Genomic DNA, 24,232 nt, shown 5'->3' with positions numbered 1-24,232 from the left:
GGGCCGGGAGGGACTAGCCTCCAAAGCCGGGGAAGACCGGGGGCTGGCCCTGGCTGCTGGAGTCGTCGGAGCCGCCGGCCGGGACCGGTGCGGGCACGCCGCCCGCGTTCACCGGCGCGCCGGAACGGGGAGCGGAACCGCCGCCCTGCACGGGCGCGTCGAGGTCGCGGAGCTGACCCTCGATGTACGACTTGAGGCCCTTGCGGTAGTCGCGCTCGAACGTACGGAGCTCGTCGATGCGGCGCTCGAGGGTGGTGCGCTCCTGGTCGAGGGCGCTGATCTGGGCGCGCTGCTTCGACTCGGCCTCCGCCACGATGCGGGCGGCGGTGGCGTGACCCTCGGCGATGAGCTGGTCGCGCTTCTCGACGCCCTCGCGCACGTGCTCCTCGTGGAGACGGCGCGCGAGCTGCAGGAGGTTGTTGGTGGCGTTGGGGTCGTTGGCGTCGTCGGCGGGAGCCTGGTACGCCGGAGCGGCCTGCTGCGCCTGCTCGGCCTGCTGCTTGGCCGCGGCGGCCTCCTGCTGCGCCTGGGCGAGGCGCTGCTTGAGCTCCTCGTTCTCGCGCTGCAGGCGCTCGGCCTGGCCGTTGTCGGCCTGCGCGGCGGGAGCCGCGGCCGCGGGGGCGCTCTGGCCACCGCTGCGCTGCAGCTCTGCGATGCGCGAGTCGCTGGCCACGAGGCGCTGCTTGAGCTCCTCGTTCTCCTGGTTCAGGCGACGCAGCTCGACGACGACCTCATCGAGGAAGTCGTCGACCTCGTCCTGGTCGTAGCCCTCGCGGAACTTCGTCGGCTGGAACCGCTTGTTGACTACATCTTCCGGAGTCAGCGCCATGGCAAGCCACCTTAGATCGTGAAATTGGAACTGGAACGCGTTCAGTCAACGCTAGCAAAGCGGGCGTCTGTCGCGCGATCCGGCGCACGGTCAGCGCGTCGGTCGATCAACGATACAACGGCCCGTCCCGCGGGAGCCGGAGCGACGCTCAGCGGAATCCCAGGGTGACGTACAAGCCGATGATCACCACGAGCATCGTGAGACTCCAGCCGAAGTCGAAGGCGACCGGCCCCATGGAGACCCGCGGGATGATGCGGCGGAAGAAGCGGATGGGCGGGTCGGTCACCACGTAGGTCGACTCGGCCAGCACGAGCCCGAAGCCGCGCGGCCGCCACTGGCGCGCGAAGACGCGCACCAGATCCAGCACGAACCGTGCCCACAGCACGAAGAAGTAGATCAGCAGGGCGTAATAGAGGACGGTCGCGAGGATCGAGACGATGATCACCCCTCCAGTATGGACGAAAGCGCACCGGCTCCCCTGGGAGGGGCCGGTGCGCTTTCGTGCGTCGCTGGAGGCGTCAGGCCTGGGCGAAGAAGGAGGCGTCGACCTCCGCGTCCTGGCCGCCGTGCTCGCCGGAGACGACCACGTGGCTCGGCGAGAGCAGGAACACCTTCGGGGTGACCCGCTCGATCTTCCCGTAGAGGCCCTGCGACAGCCCGCTGGCGAAGTCGATGAGCCGGCGCGCGTCGCTCTCGCTCATCTGCGAGAGGTTGATGATGACCGGGATGCCCTCCCGGAACGACTCGGCGATCGCCTGGGCGTCGCGGTACTGGCGGGGGTGGACCGTGAGGATCTCGTTCATTTCCTGTACCGATGCATTCCGTGCGGTGTTGGTCTTGCGCAGCGGCGTGACCGGAGCGCGGCCGGCCGCGGGAGCGACCGGAGCGGGGTGGGGGACGGCCTGGACCGGCGACGGGGCGGGGGTGTGCACCGGCGCCTCGCGTCGCGGCTGGTGCGACGCCTGCTCCTGCGGCTGGTCCTCGAACTCCAGCTCCTCGTCGGCGAGGCCCAGGTAGACCATCGTCTTCTTCAGCGGGTTGGCCATGGCTTCCTCCGTACGCCCTTCGAACTCTTCGTTTCGAGATTAACGAAGCTCGGGCCGATTCCCGGTAATGGCGGTCCCGATCCGAAGGTGTGTCGCGCCGGCCGCGATCGCCTCGCGGTAGTCCTGCGACATCCCCGCGGAGATGAAGACGGCCTCGGGAGCGAGCGACCGGACCCGATCGGACGCCGCCCTGACGCGCTCGAACGCGCGCGCGGGCTCCTCGCCGAGCGGCGCGACGGCCATGACGCCCAGCAGCCGGAGTCCCGGCGTGGCGAGGACGTGCTCGACCAGCGGCTCCAGGTCGCGGTCGGCGACACCGCCGCGGGCCGGGTCGTCGGTCAGGTTGAGCTGCACGAACGCGTCGACCGTGGACTCGTCGGAGGCGAGCGCATCCACCAGCGACACGCGGTCGACCGAGTGGATGACGGAGGCGTACCGGCGCGCCTGGCGCGCCTTCTTGCTCTGCAGCTGCCCGACGAAGTGCCAGGTGAGCGGGAGGTCGGCCAGCTCGGCCGCCTTCTCCTGCGCCTCCTGGTGGCGGTTCTCCCCCACGTCGTGCACGCCGAGCCCCGCCAACTCGCGCACGAGCGAGGCGGGGTGGAACTTGGTCACCACGATGGTGGTGAGATCCTCCGGCGAGCGGCCTGCGGCCCGGGCGGCGTCGGAGACGCCCTCCCGGACCGCGGCGAGCCGCTCGGCGACCCCGTTACTTGAGGAAGTCGGGGATGTCGAGGTCGTCATTCTCGTCGTCGAACGCCGGGTCCTTCTGGGGTGCGGCCTCGGCCACCGGCTGCTCGCCGGTCTGCCAGGCCGAGGTCTCCGGAGCGGGGATCTCGCCCGCCTCCACCTCGGCGGAGGAGGCGATCTGCGACTGCTCGGATCCCGCCTCCACGAAGCTGGCGCGGCGCGCGTCGGCCGTCACCGGGCGAGCGTTGGGCTCGCCGCCGTCGAAACCCGCCGCGATCACGGTCACGCGCACCTCGTCGCCGAGGGTGTCGTCGATGACCGCGCCGAAGATGATGTTCGCCTCCGGGTGCACCGCCTCCTGGACCAGGCGTGCGGCGTCGTTGATCTCGAAGATGCCGAGATTCGAGCCACCCTGGATGGACAGCAGCACTCCGTGCGCCCCGTCGATCGAGGCCTCGAGCAGCGGGGACGCGACGGCCAGCTCGGCCGCCTTGATCGCCCGGTCGGCGCCACGCGACGAGCCGATGCCCATGAGCGCGGAGCCCGCCCCCTGCATGACCGACTTGACGTCGGCGAAGTCGAGGTTGATGAGACCCGGGGTGGTGATCAGGTCGGTGATGCCCTGGACACCGGCGAGGAGCACCTGGTCGGCGGTGGAGAACGCCTCGAGCATGCTGATGCCGCGGTCGCTGATCTCCAGCAGCCGGTCGTTGGGCACGACGATGAGGGTGTCGACCTCTTCCTTCAGGCGCTGGACGCCGGCCTCGGCCTGCTGCTGGCGGCGCTTGCCCTCGAAGGAGAACGGCTTGGTGACGACACCGATGGTCAGGGCGCCGATCGACTTGGCGATGCGCGCGACGACGGGGGCGCCGCCGGTGCCGGTGCCGCCGCCCTCTCCGGCGGTGACGAAGACCATGTCGGCTCCCGCGAGCGCCTCCTCGATCTCCTCCGCGTGGTCCTCGGCGGCGCGGCGGCCGACCTCGGGGTCCGCGCCGGCGCCGAGGCCGCGGGTGATCTCACGGCCGACGTCGAGCTTCACGTCGGCGTCGCTCATCAGGAGCGCCTGCGCGTCCGTGTTGATGGCGATGAACTCGACGCCGCGGAGGCCGAGCTCGATCATGCGGTTGACGGCGTTGACGCCGCCTCCGCCGATGCCGACGACCTTGATCACGGCGAGGTAGTTCTGTTGTGCTGTCACGTCCGGCCTCCACGGGAACCTTCAACCTCTAGCTGAGGCTTAAAGTCTTGCTGAGTATGCAATTCTCGATCCGACGTTAGGTGCGCCAGGCCCGCGCCCGCGGAACCTGCGAGGCGTGTCGGAAATCTGCCGTCCATCCCGGCTATCCCGTCGTCACGCTGTGCGGCGAGGAGACGTCGTAGCGGGACGCGTCCGGGGCGCTCTTGAGGAGCGCGGCGAGGTCGGCGGCCTTCAGGTCGGAGTCCTCCGCACTCCCCCACACCACGGTCGCACTGCGGCCGCGCAGAGTGAAGCTCACGTCGTCCTTCGTCTTCGCCGTGATGGTGTCCACCTGGGCGAGCACGTCGGCCGGGAGGGCGCTCAGCACGCCGGCTGCCGCCGCGAACCCGGAGTCGGCGTCGACGTCGGCCGCGCCGCCGTTCGCAGTGATCAGCGGGTAGCCCTCCGGCCGCTGCTGGCTGCTCGAGATCGGCACCTTCGCGGCATCCACCAGCGTGAAGGCGTTGCCGCGCTGGATGACGCCGACCGGCTGCCGCTCCACCACCCGGACGACGATCGTGTCCGGCGGGTGGCTCTCCACGGTGTAGCTGCGGATGAGCGGGAACGCGGCGAGGTCGCTGGAGATCCCGCCGGAGCTCAGCAGCGGCAGCGGCGTGCCGAGCTGGTCGGACAGCTTCTTCTCGACGGCGGCCGCATCCAGCCGCGACGTGCCGGTCACCTGGATGTGCCGCAGCGCGAGCAGCGGCGAGTACGCGACGAGCCCGACGGCCACGACCAGGGCGACGACGACGCCCGCGGCCGACAGCCAGGCGATCCTGCGGCGGCGCGAGCGCTTCGTGAAGCGGCGCACCTCGCCGCGCTCGACGCGCTTGCGCTCCCGCCGCGCTGCGCGCAGCGCCTTGTCGATCTCGCGGTTGGTGGGCAGGCGCGAGTACGGCGGCTCGTCGGCGCGCGGGTCGCGGACGGGAGGCGCGCTCGTCGCCTGGCCGGGCCGCTGCACCGGGATGGGCTCGGTGACGGTCTGCACCCCGCGCCCGTGCTCCTCCGCGGAACGCGGACCGGCGGCGCGGGCGGCGCCGGCACCCGGCGTCCCCGTCGTCGCACTCGGCGGAGCGGGAGCGCTCGGCGGGGCGGCCGCGGCGGCGGGAGCCTCCGACCGGTCGAACCCCTGGGGACGCTTCACCGGAGGGACCCGTTACTCCGCGACGGCGGCGTCCGGGTGCTCCCGGCGCAGCGAGTCGAGCAGCTGGGGCACGATGCGGTACACGTCGCCGCAGCCGAGCGTGATGACGAAGTCGCCCTCGCGCGCGATCTGCGCCGTGTGGTCGGCGGCCTGCTGCCAGTCGGCGATGAACGCGACGTGCTCGGGATGCTGGAAGCGGTCCGCGACCAGCGCGCCGGTGACGCCCGGCTCCGGGTCCTCGCGGGCTCCGTACACGTCGAGCACCACGGTCTCGTCCGCGTAGGTCTCCAGCGTCTCGGCGAACTCCTTCGCGAACAGCCGCGTGCGGCTGTACAGGTGCGGCTGGTGCACGGCGATGATGCGTCCGTCGCCGACGACCGTGCGTGCGGCCGACAGGGCGGCGGCGACCTCGGTCGGGTGGTGCGCGTAGTCGTCGTAGACGCTGACGCCGGCGACCGTGCCGTGCAGCTCGAAGCGGCGCTCCGTGCCGCCGAACTCGGCGATCGCGGCGAGGGCCGCCGCCGGCTCGAAGCCGAGGCCGGTCAGCACGGCGAAGGCGCCGCCTGCGTTGATGGCGTTGTGGCGGCCGGGGACGCGCAGCCGGGCCGCGTAGTCCTCCCCGCGGTAGCGCAGCGAGAACGAGACGGGTCCGTCGGTGACGATGGAGTGAACGCGCACCTCCGCGTCCTCCGCCTCGCCGAAGGTGACGACGCGCTTCTCCGGCGCCTGCTCGCGCAGCCGGCCGGTGACGTGCACCGCGCCGGGGTCGTCGGAGGACACGACGACGAATTCGTCCGCCTCGCGGGCGAAGGTGACGAACGCGTCCTCGAAGGCCTCGAGCGACCCGTAGTGGTCGAGGTGGTCGGGGTCGACGTTGGTGATGAGCGCGACTGCGGTGTCGTAGAGCAGGAACGAGCCGTCCGACTCGTCCGCCTCGACGACGAACAGGTCGCCCGTGCCGGTCTGCGAGCTCTTGCCGAGGGAGGCGATGACGCCGCCGTTGACGAAGCTCGGGTCCTCGCCGAGGCCCAGCAGGCCGGTGATGATCATGCCGGTGGAGGTGGTCTTGCCGTGGGCGCCGGCCACCGCGACGAGGCGGGAGCGGTTGATCAGCCAGGCGAGCGCCTGCGACCGGTGCAGCACCGGGAGGCCCTTCGACAGCGCGAGCTGGTACTCCGGGTTGTCCTGCCAGAGGGCTCCCGTGACCACGAGCGTGTCGGCGTCGCCGACGTTCGCGGCGTCGTGGCCGATCGCGATCGTCGCGCCGAGGGCGCGCAGCGTGTCGATGTTCGCCGAGTGACGCACGTCGGAGCCGGTGACCGTGTAGCCGGCCTCCAGGAACAGCCGTGCGATGCCGCTCATCCCGGACCCGCCGATGCCGACGAAGTGGAGCTTTCCGAGCTCCTCCGGGAGGGCGAGGGTCAGGTCGGGCTTGATCGTCACGGGTGCAGCTTTCGGTTACGTGAGGGGGACTCCATCGCGTACCAGGCTACGCGACGAAAGGTTCGGATCAGCCGAGGGCGCGCAGGATGAGCGCGACCATGCGGTCGGAGCCGTCGCGGACCCCGGCCGAGGCGGCGCGCTCCCCCATCTCGGCCACGCTGGCGCGGTCGGCGAGGAGCGGCAGCAGGTGGGCATCCACCCACGCCGGCTCGAACGCGGCGTCGTCGACGAGCATGCCGCCGCCGGCGCGGAGCACGCCCGCGGCGTTGTAGCGCTGCTCGCCGTTGCCGATCGGGAACGGGACGTACACGGCGGGGATGCCGAGCGCGGCGAACTCGCAGACCGTCGCCGCTCCCGCGCGCGCGACCGCGGCGTCCGCGATCGCCAGGGCCAGGTCCATCCGGTCGCAGTACTCGAGCAGCCGGTAGCCCTCGACGCCCGGATCGGCGAGCTCGCCGCGGCCGCCCTGGATGTGCAGCACCTGCCAGCCGGCGGCGGTGAGCGCCTCCGCGCGGGCGGCGACCGTCTGGTTGATGCGGCGGGCGCCGAGCGAACCGCCGGTGACGAGCAGTGTCGGCCGGTCGGGGTCCAGCCCGAACTCGGCCGCGGCCTCGGGCCGGGCGGCGGCGCGGTCGAGCTGCTCGATCTCCACCCGCAGCGGCATGCCGACGAAGGTGGGATGCGGCAGCGGCGTGCCCTCGAAGGCCACGCCGACCCACGGCGTGTAGCGCGCGCCGAGCCGGTTGGCCAGGCCGGGCCGCGCGTTCGCCTCGTGCAGCACGAGCGGCACGCCCTCCGACCGGGCGGCCGAGTACGCGGGCGCCGCCGCGTAGCCGCCGAAGCCGACGACCGCGTCGATCCCGCGGTCGCGGATCAGCTCGCGGACGGTGCGGATCGACCGGCGGTACTCGCCGGGGAAGCGCAGGGCGGCCGCGTTCGGGCGCCGCGGGAACGGCAGCTTCGGGATGGTCGCCAGCTCGTAGCCGCGCTGGGGCACGAGCCGGGCCTCCAGCCCCTCCTCCGTGCCGAGCACGAGCACCTCGGCGGCCGGGTCGTCGCGGCGGAGCCGGTCGGCGACGGCGAGCAGCGGGTTGACATGACCGGCGGTTCCCCCGCCGGCCAGAAGGTAGCGCGTCACCGCTGCGCACCCGCCCCGACGGTCGGGCGGACGTCCTCGGCGGACCGGGCGTCCCGCTGGGACTGCCGGGCGAAGGACAGCACGATTCCGATGGCGATCATGGAACTGATCATCGCAGTCCCTCCCGCAGAGATCAGTGGGAGGGGCACCCCGAGCACCGGGATCACCCCCAGCACCACGGCGATGTTGACGAACGCCTGGCCGATCAGCCAGACCATGATCGCCGCGGTGGTGACGCGCGCGAAGGGGTCGGTGGAGGCGTGGATGATCCGCAGGAACGCGATGGTCAGCACCACGAACAGCAGCAGCACGACGATCGCTCCGATGAGCCCGAGCTCCTCGCCGATGATCGCGAAGATGAAGTCGGTGTCGGCGGCGGGCAGCCACGACCACTTCGAGTGCGAGTTGCCGAGCCCGACGCCGAAGACGCCGCCGGAGGCGAGCGCGTAGAAGCCGTTCTTGATCTGCCAGTCGACGTCCGGGTTCGCCACGCTGGTGCCGCCGAAGTACGCGGCGATGCGGCCCACCCGGCTGGCGCTCGAGAGCGCCACCGCGATGGCGAGCACGCCGACGACGACGACGCCGGTGAGCAGGTACCGCATCCGGACGCCGGCGAAGAACAGCGCGCCGAGGATCAGCGCCGCCAGGATCATGGTCGTGCCGAGGTCGCCGCCGAGCGTCACGAGTGCGGTCGCGCCGCCGGCTACGGGCACGACCGGGATGGCGACATGCTTCCACTGGGTGAGCATGTCGCGCTTGCGGGCGAGCACAACCCCGAGCCAGACGACGAGGGCGAGCTTGATCGCCTCCGACGGCTGCAGGGTGAGGGACCCGACCTTGAGCCAGTTGCGGTTGCCACCGATCTCCATGCCGAGCGGTGTGAACACCACCAGCAGCTGCAGGAAGCAGGCCGTGCCGAGGAAGAACCAGATGGTCTTCTTCCAGAACGCCCGGGGGATGCGCGACACGACGAACATGAGCGGGAGGCCGACCAGCGCGTACGCGCCCTGCGACCAGAACCGGGAGAAGAAGTTGTCGCTGTCGTTGTGCGACTCGACCGCGGACGACGACAGCACCATGACCAGGCCGAACACGACCATGAACAGGGTGACGCCGAGCAGCAGGAAGTAGTTCGCCGACTCGGAGGTCATCGAGCGGCCCAGCTGGATACGCGTCGTCAGCGCGCCGAGACGGGACCGGTCCGCACTGCGGTCGGGGGTGCGAGGCACACTCGTCACGCGCCTCACCTCCCAGTCGTTCCGTCGGCTGTCCCAGTCTCGTCGCGGTGCCGCCCCTCGCCTCGCACCGGGAACGCGTGTCGCCCGAATGCGGCGACTGCGGTGCCCCGGAACATCTGCGCCTGCGCGCCGGCCCGCGGAGGTTCCGCGAGACCGCAGTCGGCTAGGAGGCGGAGTCGTCCAGATAGTCGTTCACGGCCGACTGGAAGCGGCGGCCGCGCTCGGCGTAGTCGGCGAACTGATCCATCGAGGCCGCGGCCGGCGCGAGGAGCACCGTGTCGCCCTCGCGGGCCAGCCCGGCGGCCAAGCGGACGGCGGTCGGCATGACCTCGTCCGCGTCGCCGGCCTCCACCTCGAGCACGGGCAGCTCCGGGGCGTGCTTGCGGAAGGCGGCCAGCAGTTCGGTGCGGTCCACGCCGATCACGACGGCCCCCCGCAGGCGGCCGACGTGCTTGCCGACCAGGTCGTCCACATCCACGCCCTTGAGCAGGCCCCCGACCAGCCAGACGACCGACGGGTAGGCGCGCAGCGATGCGTCGGCGGCGTGCGGGTTGGTGGCCTTGGAGTCGTCCACCCAGTTGACGCCCGCCTCGACCCTGACCAGCTCGATGCGGTGCGCATCGAGCCGGAACGCGGTGAGCACATCCCGGATCACCTGCGGCTCGACGCCCCAGGAGCGGGCGAGGGCGGAGGCGGCCAGGATGTTGGCGACCACGTGCGGCGCCGAGAGCCCCGCCTCCTCCAGCTCCTCCAGCGTGGTCAGCTCGATGGCCGAGTTCGCGCGGTCCTCCAGGAACGCGCGATCGCACAGGATGCCGTCCACGATCCCGAAGTCGCTCGGCCCGGGAACGCCGAGGCCGAAGCCGATGGCGCGGGCGCCCTCGACCACGTCGGCCTGCTCCACCATCCGGAGCGTGTTCTCATCGGCCTTGTTGTAGACGCAGGCGACCTGCGTGTTGTCGTAGACCTTCGCCTTGGCGGCGATGTACGCCTCCATCGAACCGTGCCAGTCGAGGTGGTCGTCGGCGATGTTGAGGCAGGCGGCCGAGAACGGCGACAGCTCGCCGCCGGCGTTCCGGTTCACCCAGTGCAGCTGGTAGCTGGAGAGCTCGACGACGAGCACGTCGAAACCCTCGGGGTCGCGGATGGCGTCGAGCACGGGGACGCCGATGTTGCCGCACGGCGCGACCCGGTTGCCGCCGGCGAGGATCATCGTCGCCGTCAGCTGCACCGTGGTCGTCTTGCCGTTGGTGCCGGTGACGCAGATCCAGTCGGCCGGACCCTCGGCGCCGTCCGGCCGGGCGACCTTGTCGCGCAGGCGCCAGGCCAGCTCGATGTCGCCCCAGACGGCGGTGCCGCGCTGCTCGGCCCAGACCAGCAGCGGGTGGTCCCAGTGGAAGCCGGGCGACGCGATGACGAGCTCGGGGTCGAACTCGGCGAGGCTCTCGGGCGGAGTGCTCAGGTCGGCCTGCTCGACGAGCTCCGCGCCGATGACCTCCAGCAGCATCCGCCGCTCCTCGTCGGCCTTCGCGGCGACGACGAGCACCTGCGCGCCGAGCTCGGCCAGGGTGTCCGCCACCGAGAAGCCGGTCACGCCCAGGCCGTACACGGCGACCCGCAGGCCGCTCCAGTCGGCGTGCCAGCTGGTCAGCCCGGCGAGGCGGTCGTCCAGGGCGCTCATGTGGCGAGCCACTCCAGGTAGAACGAGCCGACGCCGGCGGCCACGAGCAGGCCGCCGATGATCCAGAACCGGACCACGACGGTCACCTCGGCCCACCCCTTCAGCTCGAAGTGGTGGTGGATGGGGCTCATCAGGAAGATGCGCCTGCCGCGGGTCAGCTTGAAGTAGGCCCGCTGCACGATGACCGACCCGGCCTCGATGACGAAGATGCCGCCGATGAGCACCAGCAGCAGCTCGGTGCGGCTCAGGATGGCGAGGGCGGCGACCGCGCCGCCGAGCGCCAGCGAGCCGGTGTCGCCGAGGAAGATCTGCGCGGGCGACGTGTTCCACCAGAGGAAGCCGACGACCGCCCCGACGATCGCCGTCGCGACGATGGCGAGGTCGAACGGGTCGCGCACGTCGTAGCACTTGGCCACGTTCTCCACGCTCAGCTTGACGTTCGCGCACGACTGGATCGACTGCCAGAACCCGATGATGATGTACGCGCCGATGGCGAGGATGGACGCGCCGGAGGCGAGCCCATCCAGGCCGTCGGTGACGTTGACGCCGTTGGAGGTGGCGGCGACCAGGAAGTTTATCCAGAGCAGGTACAGGCCGTAGCCGACGAGCACGCCGATCACGCCGAACTTGGTGATCGCACCGAAGTCGATGGCCGGCAGGTCGCGGATGAACGACACGCTCATCGTCGCCGGGGTGTAGTCGTTGCCGTTGGGGAACCGGATCGCCAGGAACGCCCAGATCGTCGCGACGACGACCTGGCCGGCGACCTTCGCCCATCCCGTGAGCCCGAGGCTGCGCTCGCGCCGGGTCTTCAGGAAGTCGTCGATGAAGCCGACCACGCCGAGCCCGACCATGAGGAACAGCACGAGCAGCGCGGACACACTGGTCTCGTCGCCGGTCAGCAGCAGCGCGGTGAAGTAGCCGAACAGCGTGCCCAGGATGACGACGATGCCGCCCATGGTCGCGGTGCCGCGCTTCGCGTGGTGGCTCTGCGGCCCGTCGTCGCGGATGAACTGCCCCCACTGGAGGCGGCGGAAGAGCCGGATGAACAGCGGCGTCAGGAACAGCGTGAACGCCATCGAGAGCGCACCGGAGGTCAGCAGGGCTCTCACGAGAAGATCTCCCCGAGTCGGTCGCCGAGGAAGCGCAGCCCGGCCGAGTTGGAGGACTTCACGAGCACGGTGTCGCCCGGGCGCAGCGCGCCCGCGAGGTGGTCGAACGCCGCGTCCTGGGTGTCGAAGTAGAGGGACTCCCCGTCCCACGAGCCCTCGTTGATCGCCGTGATGTGCATGCGGCGCGCGGAGGGGCCGACGACGACGAGCTGGTCGATGCCGAGGCGGACGGCGAGCAGACCGATGCGGTCGTGCTCCTCACCGGAGAACTCGCCCAGCTCGCTCATCTCGCCGAGCACGGCGACCGTGCGGCCCTCCGGCTCCGCGATCTGCGCGAGCGTCTTCAGCGCGGCCGACATCGAATCGGGGCTCGCGTTGTAGGCGTCGTTGATGACGGTCACCTCGCCGCTGCCGAGCACCTCCATCCGCCAGCGCTCCGCCGTCCTGACGGTCTGCAGCGCGGCGACGATGGTGTCGATGTCGACATCGAGGACGTGCGCGGATGCGGCGGCCGCCAGCGCGTTCATCACGTGGTGCTCGCCGAGCACCTGGAACCGCACCGGACGGGACTCGCCCTCTCCCCCGTCGCGCGGCGGCAGGTGCAGGGTGAACGAGGTGCCGCGGCGGTCGGAGGCGACGTCGGTCGCGCGCACGTCGGCGCGCTCGTCGAGGCCGAACCAGAGCACGCGGGCCACGGTCTTGCCGGCCATGGTGGCGACGCGCGGGTCGTCGATGTTCAGCACGGCGACATCCGACTCGAGCAGGTCGGTGACCATCTCGGTCTTCGCCTGCAGGGTCTTCTCGATGCCGCCGAACTCGCCGGCGTGGGCGAGGCCGACCTTGAGCACGACGCCGACGTCCGGTCGCGCCATGCGCACGAGGCGGGCGATCTCGCCGATGCCGCTCGCACCCATCTCGGCGACCAGGAACTGCGTCTCCTCCGTCACCTGGAGCATCGTCACCGGAGCGCCGACCTCGTTGTTGAAGGACGCGCGCGGCGCGATCGTCGGGCCGACCTGCTCCAGGACGGCGCGCAGCAGGTTCTTGGTCGTGGTCTTGCCGTTGGAGCCGGTGATGCCGACGACCTTGAGCAGGCCGAGGGCACGCACGCGGGCGACGACCTCGGTCGCGAGGTCGCCGAGAGCTGCGACGGTGTCCTCGACCAGCAGCTGCGGCACGGGCAGCTCGAGCGGGTGGTCAACCACGACCAGCGCGGCGCCGGCCTCGACCGCCTTCGGCGCGAACAGGTGGCCGTCGGTCACCTCGCCGGGTTTGGCGAAGAAGATCGAGCCGGGCTCGACCTCACGGGAGTCGGTGGTCGAGAGCCCGGACACGACGGCGTCGGGCGAGACGTGCGTGCCGTCGAGCAGCAGCGTGCCGCGGGTCGCCGCGGCGATCTCGGCGAGGGTCATGGCGATCATTTACAGCCACCCGGCCTCTCGCAGGGCGAGGCGCACGTCCTCGCGGGCGGAGTACGGCAGGCGCTGGCCGGCCACCTCCTGGTAGTCCTCGTGGCCCGGGCCGGCGTACAGCACCACATCGCCCTCGCCCGCGAGCGAGAGGGCCTTGCGGAACGCGGCGCGCGGGTCCGGCACCTCGTACAGCTCGCCGTCCGGCACGGCCGCGCGGGCGCCCTCCAGCAGGGCGGCGCGGATGGCGGCCGGGTCCTCCCAGCGCGGGTGGAAGTCGGTGATGACCACGGCGTCCGCGCCGCGGGCGGCGATCGCGCCCATGTCGGTGCGCTTGGTGGTGTCGCGGTCGCCGTCGGCGCCGAACACCATCACGATGCGGCCGTCCGTCACCTTGCGCAGGGCGCTCAGGGTGGAGAGGAACGCGTCCGGGCTGTGGCCGTAGTCGATGAAGACGACCGGCCCGCGGTCGCCGGAGAGCCGCTCCGCGCGGCCCGGGATGTAGGCGTCGATGCCGCCGTCGCGCTCCAGCGCAGCGCCGATCGCGTCGAGGTCGTACCCCGACTCCACCAGCATGACGATGGCGAGGGCGGCGTTCGCCGCGTTGTAGGCGCCGAGCAGCGGGATGCTGGTCTCCAGGCCACGGCCGTCCGGGCCTTCCAGGCTGAACCGGGTGCTGGCGAGGGTCTCCTCCAGCACGGTCAGCGTCCACTCGGCGTCGGAACCGGCCGAACCGGACAGGGTGGCGACGGGGATGCGCGACTGCTCGACGAGCGCATGACCCCACTCGGAGTCGACCGTCACGACGCCGCGGCGCGCGCGGTCGGGCTGGAACAGCTCCAGTTTGGCGGCGAAGTAGTCGTCCATCGCCGCATAGTCGTCCAGGTGGTCGTGGCTCAGGTTCGTGAAGCCGACGACGTCGAACACGATCCCGTCGACGCGGTGGCGAGTGAGCGCCTGGGCCGACACCTCGATCGCGGCGGCACGGACCCCCTCCTCGCGCATGCGGGCGAGAAGCGCGTGCAGCTCGCTCGCCTCCGGGGTGGTCAGCTTGCTCGTGATGACGGTGTCGCCGATGCGCCGCTCGGCCGTGGAGCTGAGGCCGGAGACGACCCCGAGCTGGCCGAGGATCGCGTTCAGGAGGTACACGACCGAGGTCTTGCCGTTGGTGCCGGTGACGCCGAACAGCGTCGCCGAGTTCTCGTCGGTGCGGTAGATCCAGGCGGACACCGCGCCGAGCGCGGCCCGCGGGTCGGGCGTGACGATGACCGGCAGGCCGGACTCCTCCGCCAGCGCCGCACCCTCCTCGTCGGTGAGCACGGCGACCGCGCCCGCCTCGGCGGCGGCCGTCGAGTAGCTCGCGCCGTGGACGTTGCGTCCGGGGACGCCGACGTAGAGGTCGCCGGGCTCGACGGCGGAGCTCGCCAGGGCGGCTCCGGTCACCTCGACTCCGTCGAGGTCGCCGCGCGAGTCAAGCCCGAACTCCGCTACCAGCTGGGCGAGCGGGCGGGCGACGGGATGCTCGGGGCGCAGGGAAGAGGGCGCCGGTCCTGTCACGGGGCTCACTTTCAGTAGTACGGAGGGTAGTCGGCCGGGCTCGACGTCGAGGGCTTCACCCGGTAGGTCTTCAGCACCTGACTCATGATCGTGTGGAACAGCGGAGCGGCGGCTGCCGACGAAGTAATGGTAGTCGGGAACCCGAGGTTGACCGAAACGACGTACTGCGGATCGTCCACCGGCGCGACGCCCATGACCGACACGTAGTACGAGGGCAGGTAGCCGCCCTTGCCGTCGGGCTGCTGGGCCGTTCCGGTCTTCGCGGCGACGCGGTAGCCGGGGATCTGCAGCTGCTTCTTGAGCTCGCCCTGCGTCACCACCGACTCCATCATCCCGAGGGTCGTGGAGGCGGCCTGCGCCGAGACGACGGGGGTCTGCTTGGCGCTCGGGACGTCGGTGACCGAGCCGTCGGGGTGCTGGCAGCCCTCGACCAGCGACAACGGGATGCGGTTGCCGCCGTTCGCCAGCGCCTGGTACGCCCCGACCATCTGCAGCTGGGTCGCGGAGACGCCCTGGCCGAACATCGTGGCGTACTTGGTCTGGTCGTCCCAGTCCTTCACGGGGTGCAGCTCGCCGGCCGAGTCGCCGGGGTACGGAAGGCCGGTCGGGCTGCCGATCCCGAACTTCTTCATGTAGTCGTACCGGGTCTGGTCGCTGAGCGCGCGGCCCAGCTGCGACATGCCCGTGTTGGAGGACATCATCAGGACGCCCGTGAGCGTCAGCCGCAGCGGCGCGTGGTACCCGGAGTCGTGCAGGTCGGCGCCGTTGCCCGACTTCCACTGGTACGGCGCGAGCACCTGGCTCGTCGGCGACGCCTTGCCCTGGTCGATCAGCATCGCCGCGGTCAGCGCCTTGAACGTCGACCCCGGCTCGCGCGGGTCGGTGAGCGACTGGAGCCGCCAGTACGACGGGTCGGTGGCGTCGATGTTGTTGGGGTCGAGGGACGGCCACTGGGCGATCGCCTTGACCTTGCCCGTCTTCGCCTCGGCGACCGTGACGAAGCCGAACTTGGACCCGGTCGCGCTCACCTGCTGGGCCAGCGTCTGCTCGGCGAACCACTGCAGGTCGCTGTCGATCGTCAGCTTGAGGGTCCCGCCGTCCTTCGCCTGCTTCCGCACGACGGTGCTGCCCGGGATCGCGACCCCGTCCGCGCCACGCTGGTAGGTCTCCTCGCCGTTCTCTCCCGCCAGGCAGCCGTTCTCGCTGGCTTCCAGACCCTCGTCGCCGCCCTGGGAGAGGAAGCCGAGCAGGTTGCCCGCGACCGCGCCGTTCGGGTAGCTGCGGGCCTGCTTCTTGGTGAAGGTCAGCCACGGGTACGGGAGCTTGTCGAGCTTGTCGAAGGTGCCGACGTCCATCCCGGACTTGATCAGCACGTACTGCGACTTGGGGTTGTCCTTGAGGGCGCCGTCGATGAGCGCCACGACGGCGTCGCCGCCCTGGCCGGTGATGGCGCCGATCTTCGCCGCGGCCTCGACCATCTTCTCCCGGCCGCCCGCGATGGCGTCCTTCGGCGACGCGGCCGCCGTGTAGGTGTAGATGGTGGTCGCCAGGACCTTGCCGTCGGCGTCGACGATGTCGCCGCGGTTGCCGAGCAGCGGCGTCGACACCTCCTTGGCGTTCACCGACTCCTTCTGCAGCTCATCGGCGCGCACCACCTGGATGTCGACCAGCTTGGCGCCGAGGATGCCGACGGTCGCGGCGACGGCCAGGACCGTGACCGCGGTCCGCCGCCGCAGCATCTTCTTGCCGACCATGCCCGCGTCCGTCCCGTCGTCAGTGCGTCACCGGGGTCGGCAACGCTCCCTGCAACGGTACGGTCGGCTTCTGCTGCGGCGCGTTCGCCGCACCCGTGGAGGCGGAATTCCCAGTTTGCGGCGTGGCGGTCTGCCCAGGCTGCGTGACCAGCGGGACGCCGGCCAGCAGCGAGTTCGGCACCAGGTTGCCCTGGCCGCCGGTCACGGTCCCCGCCGCGCCGCTCGCCGCCACCGGGGCGCCGAGCACGGCGCCGTCGGACAGCCGCAGGTACGCCGGGCTGCTGTTGCTCACCATGCCGAGGGCGTTCGCGTTGGCCGCGAGGTTCTGCGGCGAGGACACGCGGCCGAGGTCTTCGGACACGGCCTGGTACGACCGCTGCAGCTGCGTCTGCTTCGCCTGAAGCGAGTTCAGCTGGTACGCGCCCTGCGAGATCCCGATGCTCAGCAGCAGCTGGGCGACGACGATCGCGAGCAGCGTGCCGACCGCGATGCCGGCGTAGAGGGCGCGCGGTCGCGCCCGGCGCTGCGAGCGCGACGGCACGACCTCGAGGTGGCTGCGCCGCGACTCCCGGTCGCGGAGCTCGTGCTGCTCGCGCGGCTCCTCGACGGGCAGCGCCGCCGCGGTGGCGGCGCCGGTCCACAGGGCGGCGGGGCGCCGGCGGGCGGTGACCGTGACGGCGTCGGCCAGGGTGCTGCTCATCAGCGCCTCCTCGTGTCGGATGTGGTGGATGCGGGCCGCACCCGCTCGGCCGCCCGCAGCCGCACCGGGGTGGCGCGGGGGTTGGCGGCCTTCTCGTCGTCGTCCGCGAGCTCGGCGCCGCGGATCAGGAGCGTGAGCTCCGGCCGGTGCTCGGGCAGCTCGACCGGCAGTCCCGCCGGGGCGCTGGAGGTCGACCGCTTCTGCAGCTCGCGCTTCACGATGCGGTCCTCGAGCGACTGGTAGGCCTCCACGACGATGCGCCCGCCGACGGCGAGCAGGTCGATGGCGGCCGGGATGGCGCGCTCCAGCACCGCGAGCTCCTGGTTGACCTCGATGCGCAGGGCCTGGAACACGCGCTTCGCCGGGTGCCCCTGCCGCTGCACCGCGACCGGGGTGGCCTTGGTGATCAGGTCGACCAGCTGGCCGGAGCGCACCAGCGGCTGCGTCTCGCGCGCCTCCACGATGCGGGCGGCGTACCGGCCGGCGAGCTTCTCCTCGCCGTAGTCGCGGAAGATGCGGCGGAGGTCGGCCTCGGAGTACTCGGCGAGCACGGTCTCGGCGGTCAGCTCGCTCGTCGAGTCCATGCGCATGTCGAGCGGAGCGTCCTTCGAGTAGGAGAAGCCGCGCTCCACCCGGTCGAGCTGGAGCGAGGAGACGCCGAGGTCGAACAGCACGCCGTCGATGTGGTCGAAGCCCTCACCTTCCACCGCCTCCCGGATGCCGTCGTAGACGGTGTGCACGAGGTGAACGCGGTCGCCGAAGCGCTCCAGGCGCTGCCCGGCGATGGCGAGCGCCTCCGGGTCGCGGTCGAGCCCGACGAGGATCGCCTCCGGGAACCGCTCCAGGATGCCGGCGGAGTGGCCGCCCATCCCGAGGGTGGCGTCGACGAAGACGGCGCCGGGCTTCGCGAGCGCCGGGCCCAGCAGTTCGATGCAGCGCTCGAGCAGGACGGGGGTGTGGATGTGGTCGTTGTCGCTCATGGCCGTTCGGGACGATCCGCGGGCCCTGATCCCGGATCCCCATCCATCCCGACCTGACACCGGGGAAGTGGTGTCAGGGCGTATGGCTGGGAGTCCGGCGCCAGGGACGCGCGTCAGAAGAGTCCCGGGATCACCTCCTCCTCCGTGTTCGCGAACGCTGCTTCCTGCTCCGCCAGGTAGGTCTCCCACGCCTGGGCGTCCCAGATCTCCGCGCGGCTGCCCGCGCCGATCACGACGAGGTCGCGATCGAGTCCCGCGTACGTCCGGAGCGAGGCCGGGATGGTCACCCGGTTCTGCTTGTCCGGCACCTCCGCGCTCGCCCCCGAGAGGAAGACGCGCAGGTAATCGCGGGCCTGCTTGCTGGTCACCGGCGCCTGGCGGATCTTCTCGTGGAGCGACTCGAACTCCGCCTTCGAGAAGACGTAGACGCAGTGCTCCTGACCCCGGGTGAGGACGAGACCGGACTCGAGCTCATCCCGGAACTTGGCCGGCAGGATGATGCGCCCTTTCTCGTCGAGCTTGGGGGCATGCGTACCGAGGAACATCGGCTGCCACCCCCACTCTCCCGGCCCAGGTTGCGGTGTGCCTCCACTTTACTCCACTTCCATCCACAAATTGAAGCAATGCGGCCATATTGCCCCGAAATGGGGGCGTCAAGCCGCGGAATCACGCGGAACTCGGGGGTGGAGGGAAGTGGAGGGCCCGGGAGCGCCGGAGCGCGCGAAAAAGGGCCGATCGGAATCGATCGGCCCTTACAGGAAGTGTGGGGAGGGAAGTGGAGGGGTCAGCCCTCTCCGCCCTCGTTGCGCTTGTCCCAGCGGTCGTTCATGCGGTCCATGAAGCCGTTCTGGCCTCCGCGCGCCTTCGCCCGCTTCGGCTCCGGGGCGCCCGGCTCCGCGGCGACGCGCTTGCCGGGGGCGATGGCGACGAGCACGCCGGCGAACATGACGACGAAACCGAGGATGCCCACGAGGGGCTGCTGGAACCAGACGCCGACGACGAGGACGATGACGCCGACGACGGCGAGCAGGATGCCGAGCACGATCGACCGGTAGGCCGGCCTCGCTCGCTTCCCTCCCACCTTTGCGACGAAGTCTGCGTCGTTCTGGTAGAGACTGCGTTCCATCTCTTCGAGGAGGCGCTGCTCGTGTTCCGAAAGCGGCATCCGTATCCCCCTCTTTCCGTGGGTTCGAGGCTAGGTGAGCCTGATTCTAACCTCGCCGGTCTGGCTAGGCTAGGCGTGTGTCAGAAAGCATCCGGTTCGTCGACCTCATCCAGTCCAGAATCGATGGATTCCTCGATGCACGTGCCTCCATTCTCGTCTCCATCGCCGACGAGCTCTCTCCGGTCGCGGCCTTCTCAAGGGATTTTCTCAGCGGCGGCAAGCGGTTCCGGGCGCTGTTCTGCTTCTGGGGCTGGCAGGCGGTCCGCACCGCGGGCGACGAGGGCGACGACGGCCAGGACGCCGGGGCGGTGACGGCCGGAGGGGCGCTCGACGCGGTGGTCTCGGTCGCGAGCTCGCTCGAGCTGTTCCACGCGGCCGCCCTGGTGCACGACGACCTGATCGACAACTCCGACACCCGCCGTGGTGCTCCGGCCGCGCACAAGCGGTTCGAGCGGCTCCACGACGAGGAGGGCTGGGGCGGCTCCGGCGCCGCGTTCGGCACGGGGGCTGCGACACTGCTCGGCGACCTGCTCCTGATCCTGAGCGACGAGCTGTTCGACGAGGGCCTGACCCAGCTAGTCAGCGCCCCCGCCCGCCGGGCGGCCCGCGCCGAGTTCAACCGGATGCGGATCGACGTGACCGCCGGCCAGTACCTCGACATCTTCGAGGAGATCGGCTGGGCCGGGAGGCCGGACGGCGACCAGCTGGCGCGCGCGGAACGCGTGATCGTCTACAAGTCGGCCAAGTACTCCATCGAGTCGCCGCTGCTGATCGGCGCGAGCCTCGCCGGCGCCACCCTCGGTCAGCTGGATGCGCTGCGCTCCTTCGGCCTCCCCCTCGGGATCGCCTACCAGCTGCGCGACGACCTGCTCGGCGTCTTCGGCGACGCCGAGGTCACCGGCAAGCCGAGCGGCGACGACCTGCGGGAGGGCAAGCGGACGGTGCTCATCGCCCTCACCCGCCAGGCCATCCCGTCCGGCGCCCGCGCGGCGCTCGACGAACTGCTCGGCGATCCCGAGCTCACGCCGGAGCAGATCCGCACGATGCAGCTCACCATCCGGGAGTCCGGGGCGGTGGAGCTGGTGGAGCGGATGATCGCCGACAACGTCGCGCGCGCGATCGCCGCCCTCGAGGCAGCCCCGCTCGGCGCCGCCGCGAAGGCGCAGCTGCGCGACCTCGCCGTGACGGTCACGCGTCGCAGCGCCTGACCCGCGCCGCGAGCGCGGCCTCCCGGAACGTCTGCGTCTGCGCGCGCGGCCGCGATCGTTCCGCACCACCGCAGTCGCGGCGGGCGTGAGAGCGGGCGCTCAGGCCAGGGCCTGCGCCACCCGGCGGACCTCCGCCTTGCGGCCGGCCCGCAGCGCCTCGATGGGCGAGGTGCCGAGGCTCTCCTCCTGGGCGAGCAGCCAGTCCACCGCCTCATCGTCGCTGAAGCCGTCGTCGGCGAGGACGATCAGGGTTCCGCGGAGCTCGCCGAGCGGCTGCCCGTCGCGGAGGAAGGAGGCGGGGACCTTGAGGACCCCGTCGATGCGCTTCGCGGCGAGATGGCGGTCCTCGATGAGCCGGCGCACCCGGCTCACGCTCAGGCCCAACTGCTCGACGAGGTCGGGGACGGTCAACCATTCACTGGTCTGGACGGGCTCGGTCACCCCACAAGCGTGCCACGAGTGGCGACGGTTGGAGAAGCGGGGGCAATTGTTACGATCACGTAAACTCCTTTCACATCTGTCACTTCCGTTGACTCCTTAACGGTTCTGTGCCAGCGTGGGATGTCGTCGTGTCACTCAAACAGGGGGTTCCTATGGCTCTGGCAGACACCGGCAGGATCCGCGCCGCGCTGGGCACCGTCCCGATCGCCGTCGCGAGCTCCCTGGCGATGACACTCAACCTCGTGACGCCGGCGCAGGCCGCCGCCCCGGAGGACACGCGGGCCGACCGCCCGGGCGACACCGGCCGGATCACCCCTCTGGACGGCGCGACCGTCACCAGCACGATCGGCGCGCCCGCAAGCACGTCCCCGGCGCGCACCGCCGTCGCGGCGGCTCCCGCCACCTACCGCGTGCAGTCCGGCGACACCGTCTCGGGCATCGCCGGGCGGTTCGGCCTCTCGACCGCCGCCGTGCTCGCCATGAACGGCCTCAGCTGGAAGAGCCTCATCTTCCCGGGTCAGGTCCTCGCCCTGGCCGGCCCGGCCGCCACGCCGGCCCCCGCGGCGCCCGCCGCCCCTGCGCCGGCACCCGCCGCCCCGGCCGGGACGACGTACACGGTCGTCCGCGGCGACACCGTCAGCGGCATCGCCGGGCGGTTCGGCGTCAGCACCAAGGCGGTGCTCGCTGCCAACGGACTGACCGCATCCGCCCTGATCTTCCCCGGCCAGCACCTCCGCATCCCGGGCATGACCACCGCGTCCCTCGACCGCCCGACCGCGGCCCCGGCACCGGCCGCGCCCGTCGTCGCCGCGCCCGCTCCCCTCCCCACGGTCGCTGCCGGCCAGGTCGTCGCGCTCTCCGACGAGATGCGCGCGAACGCCCAGCTCATCGTCCGCATCGGCCGCCAGCAGGGCGTGCCGGACCAGGGCATCGTGATCGCCCTCGCGGCCGCCGCGCAGGAGTCGGGGCTGCGCAACGTCCGCTACGGCGACCGGGACTCGCTCGGTCTCTTCCAGCAGCGCCCGAGCACCGGATGGGGCACTCCGGACCAGGTGCTCGACCCCACCCGTGCGGCGCTCGCCTTCTACGGCGGCGCGGGAAACCCCAACCCGGGCCGCACGCGCGGTCTGCTCGACATCCCCGGCTGGCGCTCGATGACCGTCACGCAGGCCGCCCAGGCCGTCCAGCGCTCCGCGTTCCCGGACGCCTACGCCAAGTGGGAGGCCTCCGCCCGCGCCTGGCTCGCCCAGCTCGGCTGAGCCGGAATGTCACAGCCGGATCACAGCCACGAGGTCCACCGGTGTTTTGCAGGGTTCCGGCATACGACCTTCCCTAGACTCGATCCGTGACCACGAGCCAGACCGACCCCATGATCGGCCGTCTCATCGACGGCCGCTATCAGGTGCGCTCGCGGATCGCCCGTGGCGGCATGGCGACGGTGTACCTGGCGACCGATCTGCGCCTGGAGCGCCGCGTCGCCATCAAGATCATGCACGGCCACCTCGCCGACGACTCCACCTTCAAGAACCGCTTCGTGCAGGAGGCCCGCTCGGCCGCACGGCTGGCGCATCCGAACGTCGTCAACGTCTTCGACCAGGGCCAGGACTCCGACATGGCGTACCTGGTCATGGAGTACCTGCCCGGCATCACCCTCCGCGACCTGCTCAAGGATTACGGCAAGCTCACCCCCGAGCAGACCATCGACATCATGGAGGCCGTGCTCTCGGGCCTCGCCGCCGCGCACAAGGCGGGCATCGTCCACCGCGACCTGAAGCCCGAGAACGTGCTGCTGGCCGACGACGGCCGCATCAAGATCGGCGACTTCGGCCTGGCGCGCGCCGCCAGCGCCAACACCGCGACCGGGCAGGCGCTGCTCGGCACGATCGCCTATCTCTCCCCCGAGCTCGTCACCCGCGGCGTCGCCGACGCGCGCAGCGACATCTACGCGCTCGGCATCATGATGTACGAGATGCTCACCGGCGAGCAGCCGTTCCAGGGCGAGCAGCCGATGCAGATCGCCTATCAGCACGCCAACGACGCGGTCCCCGCGCCGAGCGCCAAGAACCCGGCCGTGCCCGCCGAGCTCGACGAGCTGGTGCTGTGGGCGACCGAGAAGGACCCGGACCGCCGCCCGCGCGACGCGCGCGAGATGCTCGACCGGCTGCTGGAGGCGGAGAAGTCTCTGCGCGGCGAAGCCGTGCTCCAGCCGACCATGGTGCTCCCCCCTGCCTTCGAGGTGGACGCGGGCGAGACCCAGATCATCAACCCGGCCATCCGGCAGCAGGTCGCGGCGAGCACCCCGGCCGCCACGGACACACTCACCAAGGCGGCGCAGAAGCGGCGCTCGAAGGGCTGGTGGCTGTTCGCGTTGGTCATCCTGCTCGCCGGTGTCGCCGCCGGCACCGGCTGGTACTTCGGTGCGGGCCCCGGCTCGCTGGTCGCCGTCCCGAACGTGGTGAACACGGCTCCGGATGCGGCGGCGAGCCGGCTCGTCAAGCTCGGCTTCAAGACCACGCAGGCGCCGGAGTACAGCACGACGATCGCCAAGGGGATGGTGTCGAGCACCGACCCCGCGGCGGGCGTGCACGCCGCCCACGGCAGCACCGTGACCCTGCGGGTGTCGCAGGGGCCGAAGCCCGTCACCATCCCCGCCCTCGCCGGCAAGAGCCTCGATGAGGCGAAGGGCCTGATCACCGGCGTCGGCGCGAAGGTAGGCGATACCGTGCAGCAGTTCGACGCCAAGGTGCCGGCGAACACCGTGATCTCGGCGACCCGCGCCGACACCGGCGCCGACATCTCGGGTGGCGGGCCGTACTTCGAGGCGGCCGCGGTCAACCTCGTCGTCTCCGCCGGAGCGATCCCGGATGTCGCGGGCAAGTCGGTGGAGGACGCCACGGCCGCGCTCGCGAAGGTCGGCCTGCTGACCTCCGCCGGTCCGCAGAGCTACAGCGACACGGTCCCGGAGGGCAAGGTCATCTCGGCGCAGCCGCAGCACGAGCCGGTGCGCCCGAACGACACGCTGCTGCTGGAGACCTCGAAAGGCCCGGAGCCGGTCGCGGTGCCGGACGTCGTCGGCAAGAACTGGGCGGACGCGAAGAAGGCCCTGACGGACGCCGGCTTCCAGCTCAAATACTCCGCGATCGCCGATGTCGCGCCCTCCGCGTTCGTCGTGTCGAAGATATCCCCCGGTGCGGGCACCGAGCAGCCGAAGGGCTCGACGATCACCATCAACTTCGCCGGCTTCTGACGCCGGCGGTCCGCCCAGCGGCGGACCACGAATCCGTCGCGCGATGGACGTGCCGCCCAGGCGGCTGTGGTTGCATGGACGGTGACAGCGAGATCCGATCGCGATCCGTGGGGCGACCATCCCCGCCGGCCTTCCGCCGGTGGCCCCCGGTTCGAGCGGACGACCTCCGACGGTCGGATCGACGGCTGCTGGACGCCTCCAGCCGAACAAAGGGAT

At 71.3% G+C, this 24,232-nt stretch carries 22 protein-coding genes; 3 read left to right on the top strand and 19 right to left on the bottom strand.

What is annotated here, in order from left to right:
- Positions 1-13: 13 nt before the first annotated feature.
- The 18 genes from P5G59_RS01685 to P5G59_RS01600 form a co-directional block, all read right to left on the bottom strand.
- Positions 14-829 (bottom strand): DivIVA domain-containing protein, encoded by an 816-nt coding sequence (locus P5G59_RS01685; RefSeq protein ID WP_301215372.1) that lies wholly within the window; start codon positions 827-829, stop codon positions 14-16.
- A gap of 148 nt (positions 830-977) precedes the next feature.
- Positions 978-1,274 (bottom strand): YggT family protein, encoded by a 297-nt coding sequence (locus tag P5G59_RS01680; protein ID WP_115697119.1) that lies wholly within the window; start codon positions 1,272-1,274, stop codon positions 978-980.
- A 73-nt stretch (positions 1,275-1,347) separates the two neighbouring features.
- Positions 1,348-1,875 (bottom strand): cell division protein SepF, encoded by a 528-nt coding sequence (locus P5G59_RS01675; RefSeq protein WP_301215369.1) that lies wholly within the window; start codon positions 1,873-1,875, stop codon positions 1,348-1,350.
- Positions 1,876-1,914: 39 nt separating this feature from the next.
- Positions 1,915-2,616: a YggS family pyridoxal phosphate-dependent enzyme gene (locus tag P5G59_RS01670; RefSeq protein WP_301215367.1), complete on the bottom strand. Its 702-nt coding sequence runs from the start codon at positions 2,614-2,616 to the stop codon at positions 1,915-1,917.
- Positions 2,582-3,760, bottom strand: coding sequence for a cell division protein FtsZ (gene ftsZ, locus P5G59_RS01665; protein WP_301215365.1), 1,179 nt, complete (start codon positions 3,758-3,760; stop codon positions 2,582-2,584). Before ftsZ ends, P5G59_RS01670 begins: the two co-directional genes overlap by 35 nt.
- Positions 3,761-3,902: 142 nt before the next feature.
- Positions 3,903-4,943 (bottom strand): FtsQ-type POTRA domain-containing protein, encoded by a 1,041-nt coding sequence (locus P5G59_RS01660; protein WP_301215363.1) that lies wholly within the window; start codon positions 4,941-4,943, stop codon positions 3,903-3,905.
- Between the two features lie 12 nt (positions 4,944-4,955).
- Positions 4,956-6,386, bottom strand: coding sequence for a UDP-N-acetylmuramate--L-alanine ligase (murC, locus tag P5G59_RS01655; protein WP_301215361.1), 1,431 nt, complete (start codon positions 6,384-6,386; stop codon positions 4,956-4,958).
- 67 nt (positions 6,387-6,453) lie between these two features.
- Positions 6,454-7,524, bottom strand: a complete 1,071-nt coding sequence (locus P5G59_RS01650) for a UDP-N-acetylglucosamine--N-acetylmuramyl-(pentapeptide) pyrophosphoryl-undecaprenol N-acetylglucosamine transferase (RefSeq protein ID WP_301215359.1) — start codon at positions 7,522-7,524, stop codon at positions 6,454-6,456.
- Positions 7,521-8,762: a putative lipid II flippase FtsW gene (gene ftsW / locus P5G59_RS01645; protein WP_301215357.1), complete on the bottom strand. Its 1,242-nt coding sequence runs from the start codon at positions 8,760-8,762 to the stop codon at positions 7,521-7,523. Before ftsW ends, P5G59_RS01650 begins: the two co-directional genes overlap by 4 nt.
- A 163-nt stretch (positions 8,763-8,925) precedes the next feature.
- Entirely contained in the window at positions 8,926-10,443 is a 1,518-nt protein-coding gene (murD, locus tag P5G59_RS01640; RefSeq protein WP_301215355.1) for a UDP-N-acetylmuramoyl-L-alanine--D-glutamate ligase, read from the bottom strand.
- Positions 10,440-11,555, bottom strand: coding sequence for a phospho-N-acetylmuramoyl-pentapeptide-transferase (gene mraY, locus P5G59_RS01635; RefSeq protein WP_175338963.1), 1,116 nt, complete (start codon positions 11,553-11,555; stop codon positions 10,440-10,442). Before mraY ends, murD begins: the two co-directional genes overlap by 4 nt.
- The gene (locus P5G59_RS01630) at positions 11,552-12,976 is read right to left on the bottom strand and encodes a UDP-N-acetylmuramoyl-tripeptide--D-alanyl-D-alanine ligase (protein WP_301215352.1); all 1,425 of its coding nucleotides are present in this window, start codon (positions 12,974-12,976) and stop codon (positions 11,552-11,554) included. The genes mraY and P5G59_RS01630 overlap by 4 nt, the downstream gene beginning before the upstream one ends.
- Positions 12,977-14,521, bottom strand: a complete 1,545-nt coding sequence (locus tag P5G59_RS01625) for a Mur ligase family protein (protein ID WP_301215350.1) — start codon at positions 14,519-14,521, stop codon at positions 12,977-12,979.
- Positions 14,522-14,532: 11 nt separating this feature from the next.
- Entirely contained in the window at positions 14,533-16,275 is a 1,743-nt protein-coding gene (locus tag P5G59_RS01620; RefSeq protein WP_301215348.1) for a peptidoglycan D,D-transpeptidase FtsI family protein, read from the bottom strand.
- Between the two features lie 19 nt (positions 16,276-16,294).
- Positions 16,295-16,975 carry a cell division protein FtsL gene (gene ftsL, locus P5G59_RS01615; RefSeq protein WP_301215345.1) on the bottom strand — a complete coding sequence of 227 codons (681 nt, stop codon included), beginning with the start codon at positions 16,973-16,975 and terminating at the stop codon, positions 16,295-16,297.
- Entirely contained in the window at positions 16,975-17,955 is a 981-nt protein-coding gene (gene rsmH, locus P5G59_RS01610; protein ID WP_301215343.1) for a 16S rRNA (cytosine(1402)-N(4))-methyltransferase RsmH, read from the bottom strand. Before rsmH ends, ftsL begins: the two co-directional genes overlap by 1 nt.
- Positions 17,956-18,068: 113 nt before the next feature.
- Positions 18,069-18,500, bottom strand: coding sequence for a division/cell wall cluster transcriptional repressor MraZ (gene mraZ / locus P5G59_RS01605; protein WP_115697105.1), 432 nt, complete (start codon positions 18,498-18,500; stop codon positions 18,069-18,071).
- A 239-nt stretch (positions 18,501-18,739) separates the two neighbouring features.
- Positions 18,740-19,120, bottom strand: coding sequence for a DUF3040 domain-containing protein (locus P5G59_RS01600; protein ID WP_301215339.1), 381 nt, complete (start codon positions 19,118-19,120; stop codon positions 18,740-18,742).
- Between the two features lie 77 nt (positions 19,121-19,197).
- Here P5G59_RS01600 and P5G59_RS01595 point away from each other — a divergent pair, with 77 nt between their 5' ends.
- Positions 19,198-20,328, top strand: coding sequence for a polyprenyl synthetase family protein (locus P5G59_RS01595; RefSeq protein WP_301215337.1), 1,131 nt, complete (start codon positions 19,198-19,200; stop codon positions 20,326-20,328).
- A 99-nt stretch (positions 20,329-20,427) separates the two neighbouring features.
- Here P5G59_RS01595 and P5G59_RS01590 read toward each other — a convergent pair whose 3' ends face one another.
- Positions 20,428-20,769 (bottom strand): Rv2175c family DNA-binding protein, encoded by a 342-nt coding sequence (locus P5G59_RS01590; RefSeq protein WP_301215335.1) that lies wholly within the window; start codon positions 20,767-20,769, stop codon positions 20,428-20,430.
- Between the two features lie 152 nt (positions 20,770-20,921).
- On the opposite strand from P5G59_RS01590, the gene P5G59_RS01585 reads away from it, so the two are divergent.
- Positions 20,922-22,028, top strand: coding sequence for a LysM peptidoglycan-binding domain-containing protein (locus P5G59_RS01585; protein WP_301215333.1), 1,107 nt, complete (start codon positions 20,922-20,924; stop codon positions 22,026-22,028).
- A gap of 86 nt (positions 22,029-22,114) precedes the next feature.
- Complete coding sequence (pknB, locus tag P5G59_RS01580; RefSeq protein ID WP_301215331.1) at positions 22,115-24,016, top strand: Stk1 family PASTA domain-containing Ser/Thr kinase; 1,902 nt, start codon at positions 22,115-22,117, stop codon at positions 24,014-24,016.
- Positions 24,017-24,232 lie beyond the last annotated feature (216 nt).

Source organism: Leifsonia virtsii, from assembly GCF_030433675.1.
GTDB lineage: Bacteria > Actinomycetota > Actinomycetes > Actinomycetales > Microbacteriaceae > Leifsonia > Leifsonia virtsii.
This window is presented reverse-complemented; position numbering and strand designations above follow the sequence as displayed.